The sequence below is a fragment of the Oceanobacillus jordanicus genome (assembly GCF_022095695.1).
Taxonomy (GTDB): domain Bacteria; phylum Bacillota; class Bacilli; order Bacillales; family Amphibacillaceae; genus Oceanobacillus_B; species Oceanobacillus_B jordanicus.
Genome location: NZ_JAIFZM010000001.1, coordinates 304,579 through 321,599 on the forward strand (window position 1 = coordinate 304,579; position 17,021 = coordinate 321,599).

The window sequence follows — 17,021 nt, forward strand, 5'->3', positions numbered from 1 at the left end:
TTATAACATCTTAGAGATTTGCACAATCCTCTTAATCACGGAATCTACTTCTTCGGTATGCTTCATTACAAATAGATAGTCTGCTTCCTCCTCTTTAGGATCTACGATGTCTTCTAATTGGGATTCAGCTTGTTGCCTTAAAAGCACTTCCTCGAAGTTAGTAAAAGCCCCTCTGAATATATTTGTGCTGCGCTTGCTATGAAAAATTCTTTCCATAAGAACATCATCTGGTATATCAAAATGAACCAGAATACGAACAAACTGTTTTTTATTAAAGAGTCCTTCTAGTAAACGCAATCGACCTTTTTGGCTTCGGTTTGAGTTACAAACAATAAGATGTAAATCAGTATTTTCTATAGCATAATGAACGATTAACCGAGAGAGACTGTGTTTAAGTATGTTTGGTCCTTGTTCTGGCTGCAGTTTGGCATAAAAAGTGTTTAAGAACGCTGCTTGATTGTCTTGGTCCATTACGAAAGAGTTATCCAATTCTTTTTCTAAGGCTCTAGCAAATGTAGTTTTGCCGCTATGTGTTTTACCAACAGTCATAATAACTAATCTTTTCATTATTCCTCCTTCATACATACGGAGAGTATTAAAATCTTAATATGAACTTTTATATACTACTTCAACATAAACAGCCTAGATTCCTTCTACATAGTACTCTACCAATTGGAGCGGACAGTGTAGTATAAAGGTAAAAGGGATGAACCTTGACTAATTAATTATGGGATATATAATAATGGGTAATAGCATATGAGATAAGTTTTCTAGGGTTCCGCAACGAAACACGTTGGTCTGGTCCGAGAGAAAACTCACAGCCTTTGCTGTGTCACGGAAGGATAAAAGCCTGGGAGGAACGATTTTATAGTTCTCTCGGGCATTTTTATTTTTATCTCGGTGTAACCGTCCGTAAAAACATGAAGAGAAATCGTGAGTTTTTAGTGGGAGTAAAAGGACTAACACCCCGATTCATTCAACTAACAATCAATGGGGGAAGAAAGAAAACCTCTACTGATTACAGTTTCATTTTATAATACAAATGGAGGTACGGCTAAAATGAATGCAAACTGGGTTAAAGTAGTAATCGCCGCGATTTTCGAGGTTTTATGGGTCATCGGCTTAAAGCATGCTGATGGAATTTGGGAGTGGACTGGAACAATAATCGCTATTTATATAAGCTTTTACTTGATGATCATGGCTAGTAAACAACTTCCTGTAGGAACGGTGTACGCAGTGTTTGTTGGGCTTGGCACTACTGGAACGGTCCTTGCAGATTTTATGTTTTTTGAGGTGCCACTCAACTTACCTAAAGTCATTTTAATTTTGATTTTATTGGCAGGGGTAATGGGACTGAAGCTAGTTACTAAGGATAATGTAAAAGAAGGAGTGGAATCATAATGGCTTGGGCTTCTTTAATCGTAGCAGGTATATTTGAAATGCTTGGAGTTTCCATGATAAATAAATTGCACAGGGATCGTAATCTGCAGGCCTTGATTCTTTTAATCATTAGCTTTGGTGCTAGTTTTCTATTCCTCGCCTATGCAATGGAATCACTTCCAATGGGAATTTCCTATGCCATTTGGACAGGAATAGGTGCAGCAGGTGGTGCCATTTTAGGGATGATCCTCTACGGAGAATCAAAGGAATGGAAGAGAACTATGTGTATTACAATGATATTAGGTGCAGTGATTGGTTTGAAACTGGTTTCCTAACATCAATATAGAAAAGGCCAAGTCATAAGTGACTTGGCTTTTTCATTATAGTTCGTCTAATAAGATTACGTCACCGGTCGCAGCATTTACTCCGTAAGAACAATCAACTTTACCGCAAAGCTGATAGGTTTCACTATTAGGTTCATAAATATAGACAGGCGTGATCTCAATATAGCTATGCAATTTTTCAAATGCTTCGTCCTTGGTTAACACAGGAGATTCAGCTTCAGAGAAATGGTCAAACATCTCTAGTATAAACTCGTTATCTGTAAAATTGAGTACACTGTAAGTGGCTGGATCAATAAAAAGCTTTAGCTTATGCTGTATCACTTTTTTATCCTGCATCCTTGGCCAGAGCTCTGCAATCAGATAACCGTGTTCGCGGAAAATAGCATATAGCTTCCATTTGCCACTGTCCTCTGGGTATTTTTCTTTTGTAAAGGACCCTACAGCCTCAAAACTCCGTTCTATATCTTCTGGGGTTAAAGGACGTTTATTTTCGTCTGGCTTGTTTGCTAAAGCTTCCTCTAAAGACACCTCATGTGATAAGTCAATCTCTTGAGGAACGAAGGTTTCTTCCGTAGCCTCGAAGTCCCATTCTATATTTCTATCTACGATTTCATAGCTATCCCGCATTTCTGCTTTTTCAAACGGGATGATATGCTGCTTGTTATTGGTTATGAATGTAGTGGTAGTTCCAAAAACCGGAAGCCAACGCTCCTCCTCTTCAATAGGAATCTCCAATAACTGAAGCTGATTAAGGATAATGGGATCTACAATAGAAGAGGTAAGGGCGAAAGGTTCCCATTTAATCTGATCTTCTTGCGGAAAACTGCCATCCATGGAAAATTGAGATAGCATACCTTCTTTGTTAAACACTACTTCAATCGTACCAACAGGAAATACGGGAATGTTATCAGCTGCTGCCAAAAAGCGAATTCCGTTTTCGGCTTCTTCTTTTAGCTGGAACTGTCTTCCGAATTCCAGGCCGGTAGTTTCTTCTACCCATTCAATGATGGACTCACTACCGTCCTTTAACTGTGGAAAAACTTGTTCCTCCACTAAATTGGCACCTTGTACAAACGTGAAGTGACGTAGTTTCTTCGACTCAAGTTCTATTTCAATTACAGCAGTACCTGGAGGATTTAGCCCTTCCTCTACTTCTCCTTCTACGACTCTCGGAACCCATTCCATTGAGAAAAGAAAGGCGTTTTCTACGTTGCTGTTATCGTCACGAAAAAGATGGTATCTTTCTAAGTAATAGTTATCAAGGCCATAATTTTTCTGGCAGGAGTCGGCCAGCTCCTGTAATTGTTCATTCATGTTTAGTCCTCACTTTGCCTACAATTTCCTTTAGTATAACATGGTGTAATCATGGTAAAAAGAAAATGCTTTACCTTCTCGTCACGTTAACGTTTAGTATAATAGACGAAAGGTTGTGAGATTTATGTATATAAAAGAAGTAGCCAAAAAATTAGAGACATCAACTCGGACAATTAGGTATTACGAGGAAAAGGGACTTATTACTCCTGCAAAGGAAGAGAACAATCAGTACCGGTTTTTTAATGATGAAGACCTGATAAGATTGAGTACGATCCTGTCACTTCGTGAAGTGGGACTTCCAGTTGAAGCGATTCATAGCTTATTAAAAGATAAGGATATGCGAGTGGAAGATTATTTAAACGTGCAGCGAGGTGTACTTTATGAGCAATGGTTAGAGCTGAAAGACATGATCCAGACCCTTGACCTGATGACAGAACGAGCTGGAAAAGGAGATAGTGTTACCAACGACTTATTTGGATTGGCGAAACAATTGAAAACCCTTAAAGCAATGCGTAAAAATTGGCAGGATAAATGGAATTTTGATAGCCAAGCCCATGACTATGATCAAAGCATTAAAATGCATGGGTACAAATTTAATGTTCATCAAGATTATGAAACAGCGTTAAATAAGGTTGTTGAGTCGGTTCACCTAAGACCAGGTGATATTTGTCTTGATATTGGGATTGGCACGGGTAATTTGGGTTCACGGTTTATAGTGAGTGGAGCAAAAGTTATTGGTGTAGATCAATCCGAGGAAATGCTTGCTGTCTGTAAAGAGAAGCATCCAGAGATTGAAACGAGGAAGGGGCATTTTCTAGCTCTTCCAGTAATGAACATGCAGGTAGATGCCATTGTTTCCAGTTATGCCTTACACCATTTAACCGATGATGAAAAGCTGCTGGCATTGGAAGAAATGGATCGGGTTCTAAAAAGGCGTGGAGAAATCTGTATAGCAGACCTCATGTTTTTAAATGAGGAACATAGACAGCATATCATGCAAAGTTTTCGGGAAGAAGGCAATGTTGAAGCAATTGGGGCGATAGAAGATGAGTATTATGCAGATCGTTCACAACTAGTTGATTGGTTGCAGAAACATGATTACACGGTGGAAACGCATCAGTTTAACTCTATTTTAAGTATGATCTATGCTAGGAAGCATGTTGAAAATGAAAGGTGAAACAATGGAAAGGGTATCCTTACTGTTTTATTCCGCTGAAAATAAGGCTCAGATGCAATCGTATCATTTAACGAAGCAGCAATTAGAGTATACAGCGCATCCAATCGATGCACTGAAAAAATGTAAGGAAGATCCAAGTCGGTACCCTGTAGTCATTTTAACCGGAACAGTTCCTGCGGGATTTTTCGTACTTCATGAAAAGGAAGGGGTACGACCCTATTCGAAAAATCCTAACGCTATTCTATTGCGTGCCTACTCTGTTCAAACAGCATTTCAAGGTAAAGGTATTGCAAAAAGTTCTATTGAACTACTCACTTTGTTTTTAGCAGAATCATTCCCAACGATAGATGAAATTGTTCTGGCCGTTAATAGTGCAAATGGTGTCGCACAGCAATTATATAAAAAGAGCGGTTTCCGTGATACAGGTAGAAAAATCAATGGGAAATCAGGTGAACAATATATTTTTTCTAAGGTATTAAATTTAAAGACAGGCTATCCATAAAGGACAGCCTGTCTACATTTAATGAAAGTAATTTACCAATCCGTCTGCAATTGCTTCTGCAACCTGGTGGTGATAACCGGTAGTCTGAATGGTTGCATAGTCACCAGGATTTGTGAGAAAGCCTAGTTCAAGTAATATTGCTGGTGCATTATTCTTGCGTAACACCCGAAACTCTTCTTGAAATAACCCACGGTTATAAAGTGGGAGAGATCCGGATAGTTTATTTTGAATATCCTCTGCTAATGCATGGTCTTTATTCAGGGAGGAGTAATAAGTGCCTATGCCTTGAACCGATTGGACGGGAAACGCGTTATAATGAATACTAATAAAAGCATCTGTATTATATGTGTTGCTTATCTCTGCGCGCCTGTCGAGTGAGAGGAAGGTGTCCTTGCTTCTAGTTTGAATGACAGTAGCTCCCTTAGCGCTTAAGACTTTAGCAACTTCGCTTGCTGTTTGACTATTTACTGTTTTTTCTTCCGTACCATTTAGTCCAATGGCGCCTGGATCTTTTCCTCCATGCCCTGCATCAATTACGATATTATACCCATCAAGTGGGCTGCTAGTGGAAACCCCTTTTACCTCTTCGGCAACAGTTCCCGTCTTCTTGCCGGTTTGCTCCTCGGAAGCATCCGCCTTACTCGATTTGTCCGTTAACCACGAGGCAATCCATCCCGTTGAACCATCGTGTAGTTTAATTTTGTACCAATCAGCTTCTGTCTCTACCATGCTGTATGTATCACCTATAGTGGCAGAACCCACAATGGCAAAGTCTGTACTTGGGCCTGAACGGATATAAACACTTTGACCTGTTACCATAAGCTCTTGAGATTCATTTTTTGTAATGGTGTTCTCTTTTTTCTTGGTTAAATAATGTGCTGCAACCCATGCTTCCTCGCCATCATAATAGGTTTGTAGCCAGCCATAATGTTCATTAAAGGCAATTACCTGGTCTCCTTTATGTAATTTGCCGATTACAGGGCCCGTGCTAGATGGCTCACTTCTTACGTTTAATACAATGTCGCCAACTTCATAGACGTCACCACTTTCTGCACTCCCTTGTTTTGGTAGGGAGATAAAGGTTCCGACTAAGACAATAAAAATAATAAGTGCTTTACTAATCTTCATGATAGCCTCCTTTAATTGAATAACTTTATTATGGCATAGTATTTTCCTAGATTGCTAGAAATTAAACGTGCTTTATAGAAAACAAATCGGAAGGACTAGAATATAGTAAGAAATGAGAAGGAAGCAGGAAAAGGAGGACCATTGTAGAATATGTTTAGGTAAGAAGAACTTTTAAAGCGTGGAGAAACTACGAGAAAAGTGATCAGAGACTTGTGGACACAACCACACTCCTATCTATTTTTAGGAGTTGTATTATATTTTACACCTGTAGGATTTGGCTTTAAATTAGTGGTAATGGGAGCCCTGACTGTGTTGGGGCCATTAAATGTAGGTTACAACTACTACATGTGGAAAAAAAGAGAAGCGAAGGTAAACTAAAAACAGCTGTCCAAGCGGGCAGCTGTTTTAATAGAAATTATTGAAGTTCGCTAATTAACGTTGAAGCAGCTTCCAGTGCACGGCGGTCATCTACTATCGCTCCAGGCTTCCGGGCCTCTCCAATGACATAGCCTCCCACTTTTGTACCGTAGAATTGGCAGATGTATGTCAGTTGTTGTATAAGGGGCAAGCCTTTTACAGTTGGTTGGTCCCCGCCAACAAGAATGAAGTAGGCTTTCTTTTTACCCAGTTCTTCTCGAAAGTGGGCGTAATTCGTATCCCTCATTACTTGGGACCAACGATCAATAAATACTTTTAGTGGGCCGGCCATTCCATACCAGTAAATAGGGGTAGCAAAAACAATGATGTCATGTTCGAGCATTTGATCAACCAATTGTAAATGATCATCCTGTGTGTCGGGAAACCCTTCTGGTGAATGGCGTAAGTCTGTAATAGGCTGAATCTCATAATCCCTTAAATAGAAATGGGTGGCCTTATCCTTTGGTACGGCCTGATAAGCTAGATATTCCGTATTTCCTTTTTCTCTTGTGGAGCCGTGAAATACAGCGATCTTCATTAAATACCCTCCTTGTTTTTCGAGCTTTGCTGCATACTATTGCTACCATAACAGTGGTTGGAGGATAAGTTTCATTCATTGAGGTATATAGTAGCGGTCTAATTAAGTTTATTCATCATAATGTAATTTAGAAGTAAAGTTCTTTTCTAGTTAGGTTAAAAAAGTCCTATAATGGGAGTTGGAGTCGTGACCGTGGATTTGAAAAACGGGAGAGGCTTCCCACTCCCGTTTTTCAAATTTAAGCTTTAAGCCATTTTATGATTTCCCCTGGGGTCGCATTTTTTCCGTACATCAGAATACCCACTTTGAATATTTTTCCTGCCAGCTTCATGAATGCCCAAACACTTATAGCAAGAATAGCTAAGGAGATTCCAATTTCAATCCATGGCCATTCTTCTAGTGTGGTTAAGCGAAGCAGCAGGACTGCAGGCGATGTGAATGGAATATAGGTACCTATTTGGGCCATAAGTCCACTTGGGTCACTTAATACAGGCCCGATAAAGACAAATGGTAAAAACGGTAGCATCATGACAAAGCCTTGGAAGTTTCCTGCAGTTGTAACATCAGCCATCGTCGCTCCAATACCTACAAAGATAGAAGCGAATAGGAGATAGCCAAGAATTGCAATAAGTAGATACAATGCAAGCTCTGGAACTAATAAATATTCTAGAAGCGGTTCATCTAGTCGCCACATAAAAACTGGCAATAGAAGTACTGTAGAGACAAGCGTTTGAATGAGACCTAAAGCGAAATAACCGATAATCTTTCCCTGCATCAATTCAGTTGGCGTTAGCGAAGACAGAATGATCTCTGCGATCTTATCTTTTTTCTCTTGGGAAGCACTTTGGAAAATAGCCATCCCTGTAAAGACAACGGATAATAGGACAAAGCCACCAAATATTCCAGGTACCAAGGTTTGTAATGGATTTTCATCCATTCCTACTAAGCTACCTTCACTGGTCTCTGTAGCCGTGTCGTCACCAGCTTCTACGAATTGAACACCTTGGGAGATACCCTCAAACTGGGACTCTGTTAATCCTAGTTCTTCTATTTGCTTCGCTTGAATAGGACTTGCTAAGACCTGAACCTCACTCATAAAGAAGGAGTCCATATCTTCGGACGTATAAACAGATAATGCTCCTTCTTCAAGGCCTTCCTGGTCCACGAACACATAGGCTGTTTCTTCACTGTTTTCTAGATCTTCTTGTGCTTCAGCCTCTGTTAAATCTGTTTGCATGAAGTCCCAACTAACACCTGTTTCTTCTAACGTACTTGCCATGTCGTCATATACACCAAGTTGGTCGTTAACAAATACCGTTGCCGAATCTGATGTTTCTTCCTCGGAATCATCAAAGAAGCTACTAATCACCATAAATCCGATTATAAGGAGTGGAGTTAACAATAGGCCAATAATATAAGATTTATTTTTCATGTTTCGCTTAATTTCCCATTTGGCGACTTTCATCGTGTTACGCATACACTTCACCTGCTTTCTTTTCCTGTAAGAGGTTTTTATCTGATGCTATATCAATAAAGATCTCGTGTAAGGACACTCTGTTTATTTTTAGTTCAAGTATTTGTAGATCTTCTGGTAGCTGCTTAAGCCATTGATTTGGGTTAACATCTTTATCCAAATAGAGGATGGTACTTCCCTCATTTACTTCAATTCGCTGAACATCTGGTAGTAACTCTAATTGTTTAGGATCATTATTCCCATGAATGGTACATTTGAAGTTGGCATATTCTAGCTTCACATCGTCCATCGTCCCGTAAATAACCTTTTTTCCACGATGAATCATGAATAAACGATCAGCCATTTCTTCGACAAGGTTCATTTGGTGAGAAGATAGAAGTATAGCTGTTCCATTTTTTGCTAAATTGCGAATTTCATCTTTAAATAATTCCTGGCTAACAGGATCCAGCCCGGAGAATGGCTCATCTAAAATGAGTAGTTCTGGTTCATGAATTATCGAAGCAATAAACTGTACTTTTTGCCCCATACCTTTAGATAATTCCTCTACAGAAACCTTATCCTTTCCTTCCAAGTCGAACTTTTTTAAGTATTCAAGAGCTCTCGTACGCGCCTTATCTAGTGGATAATCTTTGAGGTCAGCCAAATATAGAAGAATATCCATTACCTTTACATTTTTATATAAACCACGTTCCTCGGGAAGGTAGCCGATTCGATGTCTTGGAATTTCCTTTCCATTGGTACTTTGAAAGTGAATACTTCCTTCATCTGGATACATGATTCCCATAATGTTACGTATGGTGGTAGACTTGCCGGCACCGTTAGGGCCTAAGATAGCCATGATTTCCCCTTTGTGTACATCAAAAGAGATGTTGGAAATTACTTGTTTGTCTTTAAAAGCCTTCCCCAAGTTTGAAACGGAGAGCATTTTATCCATGTTCCTCTTCCTTTCTTTTTCTTATTTATTTAGTAATAGGCTAAGGGATTCTTCAAGGTCCAACGTTTTCTGATTTACGCAATGGAGGTCATGTTCTCGCATGTATGCTTCCATTGCTTCTGGTTTGCTTGTAATAAACTGGTTCCCTTCCCTGGAAACTTCGCCGGGTAGGGACTCTGTAGGTAATGCGTCCCTCATCCAGAATTGACAATACATATGTTGAATCGTTTCTTTTTCATAGGTCCCCATCCATTTTCCCTCTTGTAATACGCACAAGTAGTCAGCAAGTTTCATAATATCGTCAACTTGGTGTGTGCTCATGACAATGGCACGATCCCCTGATTCTATCCATTCTATAAGCAAATCAATAAACTTTTGCTTGGAGGGAATGTCCATAAACGCTGTTGGTTCATCAAGAAGTAGGATGGAGGTGTTTCTCGCAACAGTTAACGCAAGAATAAGTTTTTGTTGCATTCCTTGAGAGAGCTTTCCAAACCGCTTATTTAATGGGACAGAAAAGGCTTGAATAATATCGTTAAATTGCTGATCATCCCATGCCGGGTATAATGGTGCAATAAATTCTCTTAACGCTTTGCCAGAAAAGGCATCCCAACCAATCATCGTTTGTGGCTGGTAGGCGATATGGGTTTTCCACTCTTCATTAAGACCGTTCACAAACATGTTGTGGATTTTAATATTGCCAGCATCTGCTTTAGCTTGATTCATCATCAACTTAAGGAGCGTACTTTTTCCAGAGCCATTCGTTCCTACTAATGCTGTTATTGTCCCGGCTTCAATCGCTAAACTTACTGGACCAAGTTTGAATTCGTCCACATTTTTTTGTACCTGTTTTACTTCTGCTAATGCCTTCATGTTTATGCATCTCCTTTAGGCTTGCGAGATTCTATAACTTCCGCGAATATTTCTTTCACTTGATCTACTGTATACTCGTAGCTGAGCGCGACATCTAAGGCACTTTCAAACGCCTGATAGACGGCTGTTACCTTAATCTGTTGTTTCTTTTCGTTGGCAACCTCTGCTACGAAGGTACCCTTGCCTTGTTCTGTCTGGATAAATCCTTGGTATTCCAAATTCTGATAGGCACGGCGAATCGTGATGACACTCGTCTCTAAATCCTTTGCCATAAGGCGAATGGAAGGAAGTGGAGACCCGGCCTTTAGATAACCACCAGCAATGAGCGCTTTTATTTGGTTCTCAATTTGATGATAAATTGGTTCACGAGAAGTTTTGGAAAGGCTTATTGGTAACTCCATTGTAAACATCCTTCCTTTATAGATAGTCCTGTTTCCCTATTCGTTTTTTCATGTAGGAAATCCAATATCCCATTGCCCCAACGGTAAGTAGTAATGCAACAGCTAGAGAGGCGACAGGTCCTTTTCCAATCGCTACTAAACTCCAATAAACGGGACCTTCTCCTGTGCTGACATGCACAGTTGTAAGGATCGTGAATGAGCCAATGAGTAAAATTAAACTGGCAAAAATAGACCCAGCGACTGTTGTAGTAAGCTTACTCGTATCCCCGGCGTCTGCTACTGGCAGGGCCGAGCCCAAAAATATGCCAATCAATAACCATAATGCCGCAAAAGCTAAATATTCTTGTGTACTTAATACATTGGTAATTGGAGAAAAGATATAGAAGGCGATTAAGAAAAGCAGTTGATATGGTATAGAGTAAAAGAACTGAATGATAAACCTGCTTTTCACCAACACAGAACGCTTTATAGGTAATGCCAGCTGCATCATTAAAATGGGTGATGCTAGGAGGACACCACTAACCTTTTGAATTTGAAATTCCTTTGGTTTTGCCCAAATAGCACCAACAGAAAATAAAAGTAGAAAAAAGAAATCATAACCAACGTACCCATTGTCCAAATAAGATGGCAATGTGGTAATAAGGAATAGTGTTACGAACATCGTGAGCACAAATCCGTAGATAAAACTAAGTTTTGAAGCCTGTAGCTCAAGCTTAGCGAGCTGATAGGCTTGATTCCATTCTGACATAATCTCAACCCCTTAACTGTTATACTGTATATATTTATATACACAGTATATGTCTGTAGTAGATTAAAAGTCAAGGGTGTTTTGAAATAAAACAGATGATGTGCATTTTATCTGGATTCTTCACTCGTTTTGCTCGTCATAGCCTCAATGATGTACAATCTGCCAAGGCATTTCTCTCGATTTGTCCGTCATAGCCTTAATGATGTGCATTCTACCAGGGCCTTTCCCTCATTTTACACGTCATATTTTCAAGATAAAACGCACCACGACACAGTTTTGCCACAACTTTATGTCTTAATTGTGAAACAGTGAGCAATCACCTTTTTTTATTGGAAAATGATGCTAAGATATAAGTGTAAGAAGGAAACACACAATATATTGTGAAACAGTGAGCAATCATCTTAAATAAAAAGGAGTCGGTAAAAATGATGAACAACTTTATTAGAAAAAGCAGTGTTGCAGCAGCTATTTTAGCGTTCTTGAGAGTGTATCTTGGATATCAATGGTTAACAGGTGGATGGGGAAAACTAACAGGTGGAGGATTTGATGCAACTGGGTTTATACAAGGTGCTATTAACAGTGCTGGTGGAGATCACCCAGCTGTGCAAAGCTGGTGGGCCACTTTCCTAGAAACGGTTGCTCTTCCAAACGCAGGCTTATTCAGCTTCATGGTTATGTGGGGTGAGATTCTTGTAGGAGCAGCGTTGATTTTAGGAATCTTTACAAACTTTGCAGCATTAATGGCAATTACAATGAATTTCGCTTTCCTATTTAGTGGAACCGTAAGCACCAATGCACAAATGGTTTTACTCACAGTATTTATTATAGCTGCAGGGTATAACGCCGGAAGATTTGGTGTAGACAGATGGGTTGTACCATTCTTGAAAAGTCATAAGCCTCGTCGTAATAAGAAAGAGAAAAAAGAATTAGCTGTCGCGTAGTCAAAAAACGATAACAGTGTGAAGAGCGAGTAAATCGAAAAAAGCCCGGTTGAAACCCGGGCTTTGATGTGTCCGCCAATCAAAGCAGGACTTCTAACGTTTAAATGCTCCCTAAATGGAAATAAATAGGGCTATAACGAAGGAAGGGAGCAATGAATGTGAAGAGAATGTACATATTTTCTGGTTTGACTTTTTTAGTCCTTCTCCTAACGGCGTGTGGTGGGGATGAGACCAAACACGAACAAGGCAGCAATAGCAATGAAAGCGATAAGAAGGAAAACAAGGAAACACAGGATGTCGCGAGTGTAGTTGAAGAAGAGGTGTTGGTTTCCCTTAAAGATGCTGCTGGAGATGTGGTAGCAGTTGCGAACTTAACGCAAGAGGATGATTACGTGAAAATAAAATTGGAAGGGCAAGGACTTTCTCCTGGTGAACACGGGTTCCATATTCATGAAACGGGGGAATGCAAGGCGCCAGACTTTACGTCAGCAGGGGGTCATTACAACCCAGAGGATACCAAGCATGGTATAGAGCATCAGGATGGATCGCATGCTGGTGATTTGCGTAATATTGAAGTGGCAGAGGATGGAAGGGTAAATACAGAGATAATTGCAGAAAAGGTTACCCTAAAAAATGGGGAGCTGAATTCGGTTTTTAAAGAAAATGGTACAGCATTAGTTATCCATGCAGGAGCAGATGACTACGCTTCCCAGCCGTCAGGTGACGCAGGTGATCGAGTCGCGTGTGGCGTTATTGGCGGTTAAGATAAGCCCGGAGGATTCCGGGCTTTTTTAGTGGGTGGATAATAGTATGTTTTCTATGTTTCTCACTTTTAAAATCCTATAGATACCGTCTATTCGTACCTTCCTTTTGCCGATCATCTCCTGTATACTATATTTCGAGTATCGAAGAAAGGGCGATCATGATGGATACAAAAAAAGCGATGAACGCACAATCTTCTTCAGATAAAATCTGGACGAAGGACTTTTTTCTAATATGTCTTGCAAACTTTTTTATATTTCTTGGCTTTCAAATGACGTTACCGACACTTCCACTGTTTGTTAATGAACTGGGGGGAAGTGATCAATTAATTGGTATTATTGTTGGTATTTTTACCTTTTCTGCATTGCTGTTTCGACCTTATGCCGGTCATGCGCTTGAATCTAGGGGTAGGAGATTTGTTTACATGACAGGACTTGCCATCTTCGTTATTTCAGTGGCCTCCTTCTCTATTATCAGTAGTATTGCAGTATTACTGGTTATGCGCGTTGTACAGGGAGTAGGCTGGGGTTTTTCTACTACTGCAACAGGTACAATCGCAACAGATTTGATTCCTGTAAAGCGCCGTGGTGAGGGGATGGGATACTTTGGCCTTTCAGGGAACATTGCCTTGGCATTTGGACCTGCATTAGGTCTACAACTGGCAGGGATCATCTCCTTCATACAATTGTTTCTTATCTGTGCTGCATTGGGACTTGTTGCCTTTTTACTATCAGCAAAAATTAAATATAAAATGGTAGAAGAATCACCTGCTAAATCTACTACGGTGAAATTTGATATATTTGAGAAAACAGCTTTAGAACCAGCAGTATTATTATTTTTCATTACGGTAACATTCGGAGGGATAGCATCCTTTTTACCATTATATGCAGAGGAGAAAGGAATCGAAGGGATCGGTTTATACTTCCTAGTGTTTGCTATTTTTCTTATGCTCTCACGAACCTTTGCGGGTAAAATTTATGATAAACGAGGCCATATCTATGTATTTTTACCTGGGACGGTATTAATTTTTATTGCCATGCTTTTGCTTTCTTGGCTTCCTAGCACTCTTGCACTGCTTATTGCGGCAGGTTTATATGGATTGGGATTTGGCAGTGTACAGCCAGCGCTACAGGCATGGGCTGTTAATAAGGCCCCGGATAATCGAAAAGGAATGGCCAATGCTACGTTCTTCTCCTTTTTTGATTTAGGAGTCGGACTTGGAGCTATCGTATTTGGACAGCTCGCTTTTCAATTCGGTTATGCAATTATTTATTTAACCGCAGCTGGATCTGTACTTCTTTCTATCATTCTATATGTCTACTTGCTGTTAAAGGCACGAGCGCGGTACGTAGAAAATTAAAGTAAACTAAAAAAGGATGCTAGAATCTGTTGATTTCAGCATCCTTTTTTTATTAACTAGCAACCCTTTAGAACTGCTTAGGCAATACAATTCGCTTGTACATTTGCACTGTAATGAAATAGTAAATACCATAGATTACGAAGAACAATGTAAGCGGGATCCATATTTTTGTATATGGTTCGATAATAATAAAGGAAAACATCTGCATTCCCACGATAACATGGACAATCCCCACAATGGCTGGGAAGAGGAATAGCAGAAACAGCTCGCGGTAAATTGACCTAACGAGTAGTGTCTTTCTAACCCCAATTTTGCGTAGCATACTATAACGATGCACATCCGCGCCAGCGCTAGAAAGAAGTTTAAACATGAGAACACTTGCCATCATCATAAGAAAAGCGATACCAAGAAACACTCCCATAAAAATAGTTCCACTGGCAAACCCTTTAAGTGCTACATAATTACTGTATTTCCCACCAAGTTGTTCAACTTGATTACCAGTATATGTTTCAGCGAGAGACTTTTGGCTAGCATCCAATTTTTCCAATTCAGGTAGGTATGCTGTAAAATCATTTAATTTCGCTAATGTGACATGTTGTTCTTCTCCGTCTACCTCTTGGTAGCTAGATTCTCCATAAACAAAAATAGATCTGTTGCCAAACATGGAGCCTGCCCCTAATTCTGTACTAACTGCTGTCCACCAGTTTCCTGGTAATTCAGTCACGCCTTCTTCGCCATATAGTGCATACTCGTCCGCAGACAATTTTGCTTCAGGAGTAGTTGGTGAAAAACCTTCCGATCCTTCTTCAAATGCCATGACGTCAGGTGGTGCTGCTTCAAGGTCTGTTTTTAGAAAATAGACTCCCTCATCATTGTACTTATAGCGGTAATCCTCTTCTTCTGTCACATCCATTGTTGCCAATGTTTGTTTCTCAGTTTCGTTTGGCTCATAAAGTACAACATCATTGGCATGGAACATAGAGGCCTGTATCCCGATATTATGGTAAAAGGATGTCCCAGCTGTCATTGCCCCTAATCCTAGCGCAATAAGCATCGCCACAGTACCTAGTACCATCATCAGGTTTAGCATCCGGAATCGGAGTTGCCCCAATGTAAATGAGTTGATGCCCGTTTCATTTAAGTTGCGGTTTTGCTTCAGTCTTTTAACCAAAAATGGCAATAAGGAGATGAAGATAAGGTAAGTTCCCGGTATGATGGTCGCGGTCGCAAGTATGATACCGAACTGCATCAATTCTGCAATATGCACCATTGCATAGTAACCGACAGCAATCAAGATGACGGATAACAAAACGCCAAAGAAAGTACGTAATCCACTTGTTTTCACCTGATCTTGTTGCTGACCTGAACGCAACAGACTAAGCACACTTTTCCTGCCAACTCTCCAAGCATTTACAATGGAAGTAAGGAAGAATAAAGCGACATAAAATAGCACTGTGATCAGAAGGGAAGAGGAGTAAAGTGGCTGAAATCCTCCACCTTGGAAGTCAAGTTGCCACATAAGTAGCTCGGCGATGCCATAGGATAGTCCAACACCTAGCACAATCCCGATAATGAGGGCAGTTAAGCCGACAAAAAAAGTTTCCATAAACATTAATTGGGTGATCTTACGTTTTTTAGCGCCTAACGTCATGTACATGCCTAATTCCCTTTGCCGTAAAGATAAAAGAAAGGATGTCGCATAAAAAATGTAGAAAACCGTGATAATGCCAAGAATAAATGTCCCTACATGAAATACGAAGACAATAGAGCTAATAAGGGAATTCGCTTCAAGAAATACTTTATTTTGGGCAAGTGTTTCAAACATATAAAAAATCGAAATGGAAATTGTTAAACCAAATAATAAGACCAAATAGTCTTTTGCTAATTTTCGCATACTCGTTAAAGATAATTTTAGCAGCATATTGTTCACTCCCCCTAGTCCATATCCGGTGACGCAAATTGAGCAAGCACGTCAAGGATATCCTGATGAAATGCGCTTCTAGTGCTGTTTCGGTGAATTTCTTTATACAGTTTTCCGTCCTGGATAAACAGGATGCGCTCACAATAGCTCGCACTTAATGGATCATGTGTTACAAGCATGATCGAGGTGCCGTGATTTTCATTTAAGTGGACCATCGTCTCCATTAGGCTTCGAGCATTCTTAGAATCAAGCGCTCCTGTTGGCTCATCTGCAAGAATTAATGCAGGTTCATGTACTAATGCACGAGCAGCAGCTACGCGCTGTTTTTGTCCACCAGAAATAGTGACAGGGTACTTATTTAAAATTGCCTCAATCCCAAGCTTTGTCGCAACACTTTCTACAGCCGGTTTAATGTTTCGCACCGCAACACTTTGTAAGGAGAGGGGCAAGGCAATATTTTCATAAACCGTTAAATTCTCCAATAAATTAAAGTCTTGGAAAATAAAGCCGAGTTGACTTGAACGGAAATCAGCTAGCTGACCTTGTTTCATGGCGGTGATGTCTGTTCCAGCAATTTTAACGGAACCGTTTGTCGCGGTATCTAATGTGGAGATGACATTAAGTAACGTGGTTTTACCTGCTCCTGATGGCCCCATTACGCCAACAAACTCTCCTTCAGCCATAGCGAAAGAAACACTATTTAAGGCATGAAATTGTTTCTCGCTCTTTTTCCCATAAATCTTATTTAATTGATGTACATCAAGTACGGACTGTTTCATTACACTTACCTCCAATATTATTGAATCT

The 17,021-nt window shown here is 40.0% G+C and carries 18 protein-coding genes and 1 riboswitch; of the genes, 7 read left to right on the forward strand and 11 right to left on the reverse strand.

Going from position 1 to position 17,021, the window contains the following annotated elements:
* Window positions 1-567, reverse strand: a complete 567-nt coding sequence (locus K3T81_RS01470) for an AAA family ATPase (protein ID WP_238017748.1) — start codon at window positions 565-567, stop codon at window positions 1-3.
* A gap of 192 nt (window positions 568-759) precedes the next feature.
* Window positions 760-859, forward strand: a riboswitch (guanidine-I (ykkC/yxkD leader).
* Between the two features lie 200 nt (window positions 860-1,059).
* Here K3T81_RS01470 and K3T81_RS01475 point away from each other — a divergent pair.
* Together K3T81_RS01475 and K3T81_RS01480 are read left to right on the forward strand one after the other, a co-directional pair.
* A complete protein-coding gene (locus K3T81_RS01475; protein ID WP_106898146.1) occupies window positions 1,060-1,401 on the forward strand; it encodes a DMT family transporter in 342 nt (113 codons plus the stop codon).
* Window positions 1,401-1,715, forward strand: coding sequence for a DMT family transporter (locus K3T81_RS01480; RefSeq protein WP_238017750.1), 315 nt, complete (start codon window positions 1,401-1,403; stop codon window positions 1,713-1,715). The genes K3T81_RS01475 and K3T81_RS01480 overlap by 1 nt, the downstream gene beginning before the upstream one ends.
* Window positions 1,716-1,760: 45 nt before the next feature.
* Here the strand turns inward: K3T81_RS01480 and K3T81_RS01485 are convergent, their stop codons facing one another.
* The gene (locus K3T81_RS01485; RefSeq protein WP_238017752.1) at window positions 1,761-3,038 is read right to left on the reverse strand and encodes a hypothetical protein; all 1,278 of its coding nucleotides are present in this window, start codon (window positions 3,036-3,038) and stop codon (window positions 1,761-1,763) included.
* 124 nt (window positions 3,039-3,162) lie between these two features.
* Between K3T81_RS01485 and K3T81_RS01490 the strand changes: the two genes are divergently transcribed.
* Both K3T81_RS01490 and K3T81_RS01495 read left to right on the forward strand, forming a co-directional pair.
* Window positions 3,163-4,215: a MerR family transcriptional regulator gene (locus K3T81_RS01490; RefSeq protein ID WP_238017754.1), complete on the forward strand. Its 1,053-nt coding sequence runs from the start codon at window positions 3,163-3,165 to the stop codon at window positions 4,213-4,215.
* Window positions 4,205-4,717 (forward strand): GNAT family N-acetyltransferase, encoded by a 513-nt coding sequence (locus K3T81_RS01495; protein WP_238017756.1) that lies wholly within the window; start codon window positions 4,205-4,207, stop codon window positions 4,715-4,717. The genes K3T81_RS01490 and K3T81_RS01495 overlap by 11 nt, the downstream gene beginning before the upstream one ends.
* 18 nt (window positions 4,718-4,735) lie before the next feature.
* Here K3T81_RS01495 and K3T81_RS01500 read toward each other — a convergent pair whose 3' ends face one another.
* From K3T81_RS01500 to K3T81_RS01530, 7 genes are all read right to left on the reverse strand, one after another.
* Entirely contained in the window at window positions 4,736-5,845 is a 1,110-nt protein-coding gene (locus K3T81_RS01500; protein WP_238017759.1) for an N-acetylmuramoyl-L-alanine amidase family protein, read from the reverse strand.
* A 415-nt stretch (window positions 5,846-6,260) separates the two neighbouring features.
* The gene (locus K3T81_RS01505; RefSeq protein WP_238017761.1) at window positions 6,261-6,800 is read right to left on the reverse strand and encodes a flavodoxin family protein; all 540 of its coding nucleotides are present in this window, start codon (window positions 6,798-6,800) and stop codon (window positions 6,261-6,263) included.
* Between the two features lie 238 nt (window positions 6,801-7,038).
* Window positions 7,039-8,277 (reverse strand): ABC transporter permease, encoded by a 1,239-nt coding sequence (locus tag K3T81_RS01510; RefSeq protein ID WP_238017763.1) that lies wholly within the window; start codon window positions 8,275-8,277, stop codon window positions 7,039-7,041.
* On the reverse strand, window positions 8,270-9,208 hold the full coding sequence (locus K3T81_RS01515) for an ABC transporter ATP-binding protein (protein ID WP_238017765.1): 939 nt from the start codon (window positions 9,206-9,208) through the stop codon (window positions 8,270-8,272). Before K3T81_RS01515 ends, K3T81_RS01510 begins: the two co-directional genes overlap by 8 nt.
* Window positions 9,209-9,229: 21 nt before the next feature.
* Window positions 9,230-10,081, reverse strand: coding sequence for an ATP-binding cassette domain-containing protein (locus tag K3T81_RS01520; RefSeq protein ID WP_238017767.1), 852 nt, complete (start codon window positions 10,079-10,081; stop codon window positions 9,230-9,232).
* A gap of 2 nt (window positions 10,082-10,083) precedes the next feature.
* Window positions 10,084-10,482: a GntR family transcriptional regulator gene (locus tag K3T81_RS01525; RefSeq protein WP_106898135.1), complete on the reverse strand. Its 399-nt coding sequence runs from the start codon at window positions 10,480-10,482 to the stop codon at window positions 10,084-10,086.
* A gap of 16 nt (window positions 10,483-10,498) precedes the next feature.
* Window positions 10,499-11,230: a hypothetical protein gene (locus K3T81_RS01530; RefSeq protein WP_238017769.1), complete on the reverse strand. Its 732-nt coding sequence runs from the start codon at window positions 11,228-11,230 to the stop codon at window positions 10,499-10,501.
* A 425-nt stretch (window positions 11,231-11,655) separates the two neighbouring features.
* On the opposite strand from K3T81_RS01530, the gene K3T81_RS01535 reads away from it, so the two are divergent.
* From K3T81_RS01535 to K3T81_RS01545, 3 genes are all read left to right on the forward strand, one after another.
* On the forward strand, window positions 11,656-12,171 hold the full coding sequence (locus K3T81_RS01535) for a DoxX family protein (protein ID WP_238017771.1): 516 nt from the start codon (window positions 11,656-11,658) through the stop codon (window positions 12,169-12,171).
* 152 nt (window positions 12,172-12,323) lie between these two features.
* Window positions 12,324-12,935, forward strand: coding sequence for a superoxide dismutase family protein (locus K3T81_RS01540; protein ID WP_238017773.1), 612 nt, complete (start codon window positions 12,324-12,326; stop codon window positions 12,933-12,935).
* Between the two features lie 161 nt (window positions 12,936-13,096).
* Entirely contained in the window at window positions 13,097-14,293 is a 1,197-nt protein-coding gene (locus tag K3T81_RS01545; protein ID WP_238017775.1) for an MFS transporter, read from the forward strand.
* Window positions 14,294-14,360: 67 nt separating this feature from the next.
* Here K3T81_RS01545 and K3T81_RS01550 read toward each other — a convergent pair whose 3' ends face one another.
* Together K3T81_RS01550 and K3T81_RS01555 are read right to left on the reverse strand one after the other, a co-directional pair.
* Window positions 14,361-16,214: an ABC transporter permease gene (locus K3T81_RS01550; protein WP_238017777.1), complete on the reverse strand. Its 1,854-nt coding sequence runs from the start codon at window positions 16,212-16,214 to the stop codon at window positions 14,361-14,363.
* Between the two features lie 14 nt (window positions 16,215-16,228).
* Entirely contained in the window at window positions 16,229-16,993 is a 765-nt protein-coding gene (locus K3T81_RS01555; protein WP_036577638.1) for an ABC transporter ATP-binding protein, read from the reverse strand.
* Window positions 16,994-17,021 lie beyond the last annotated feature (28 nt).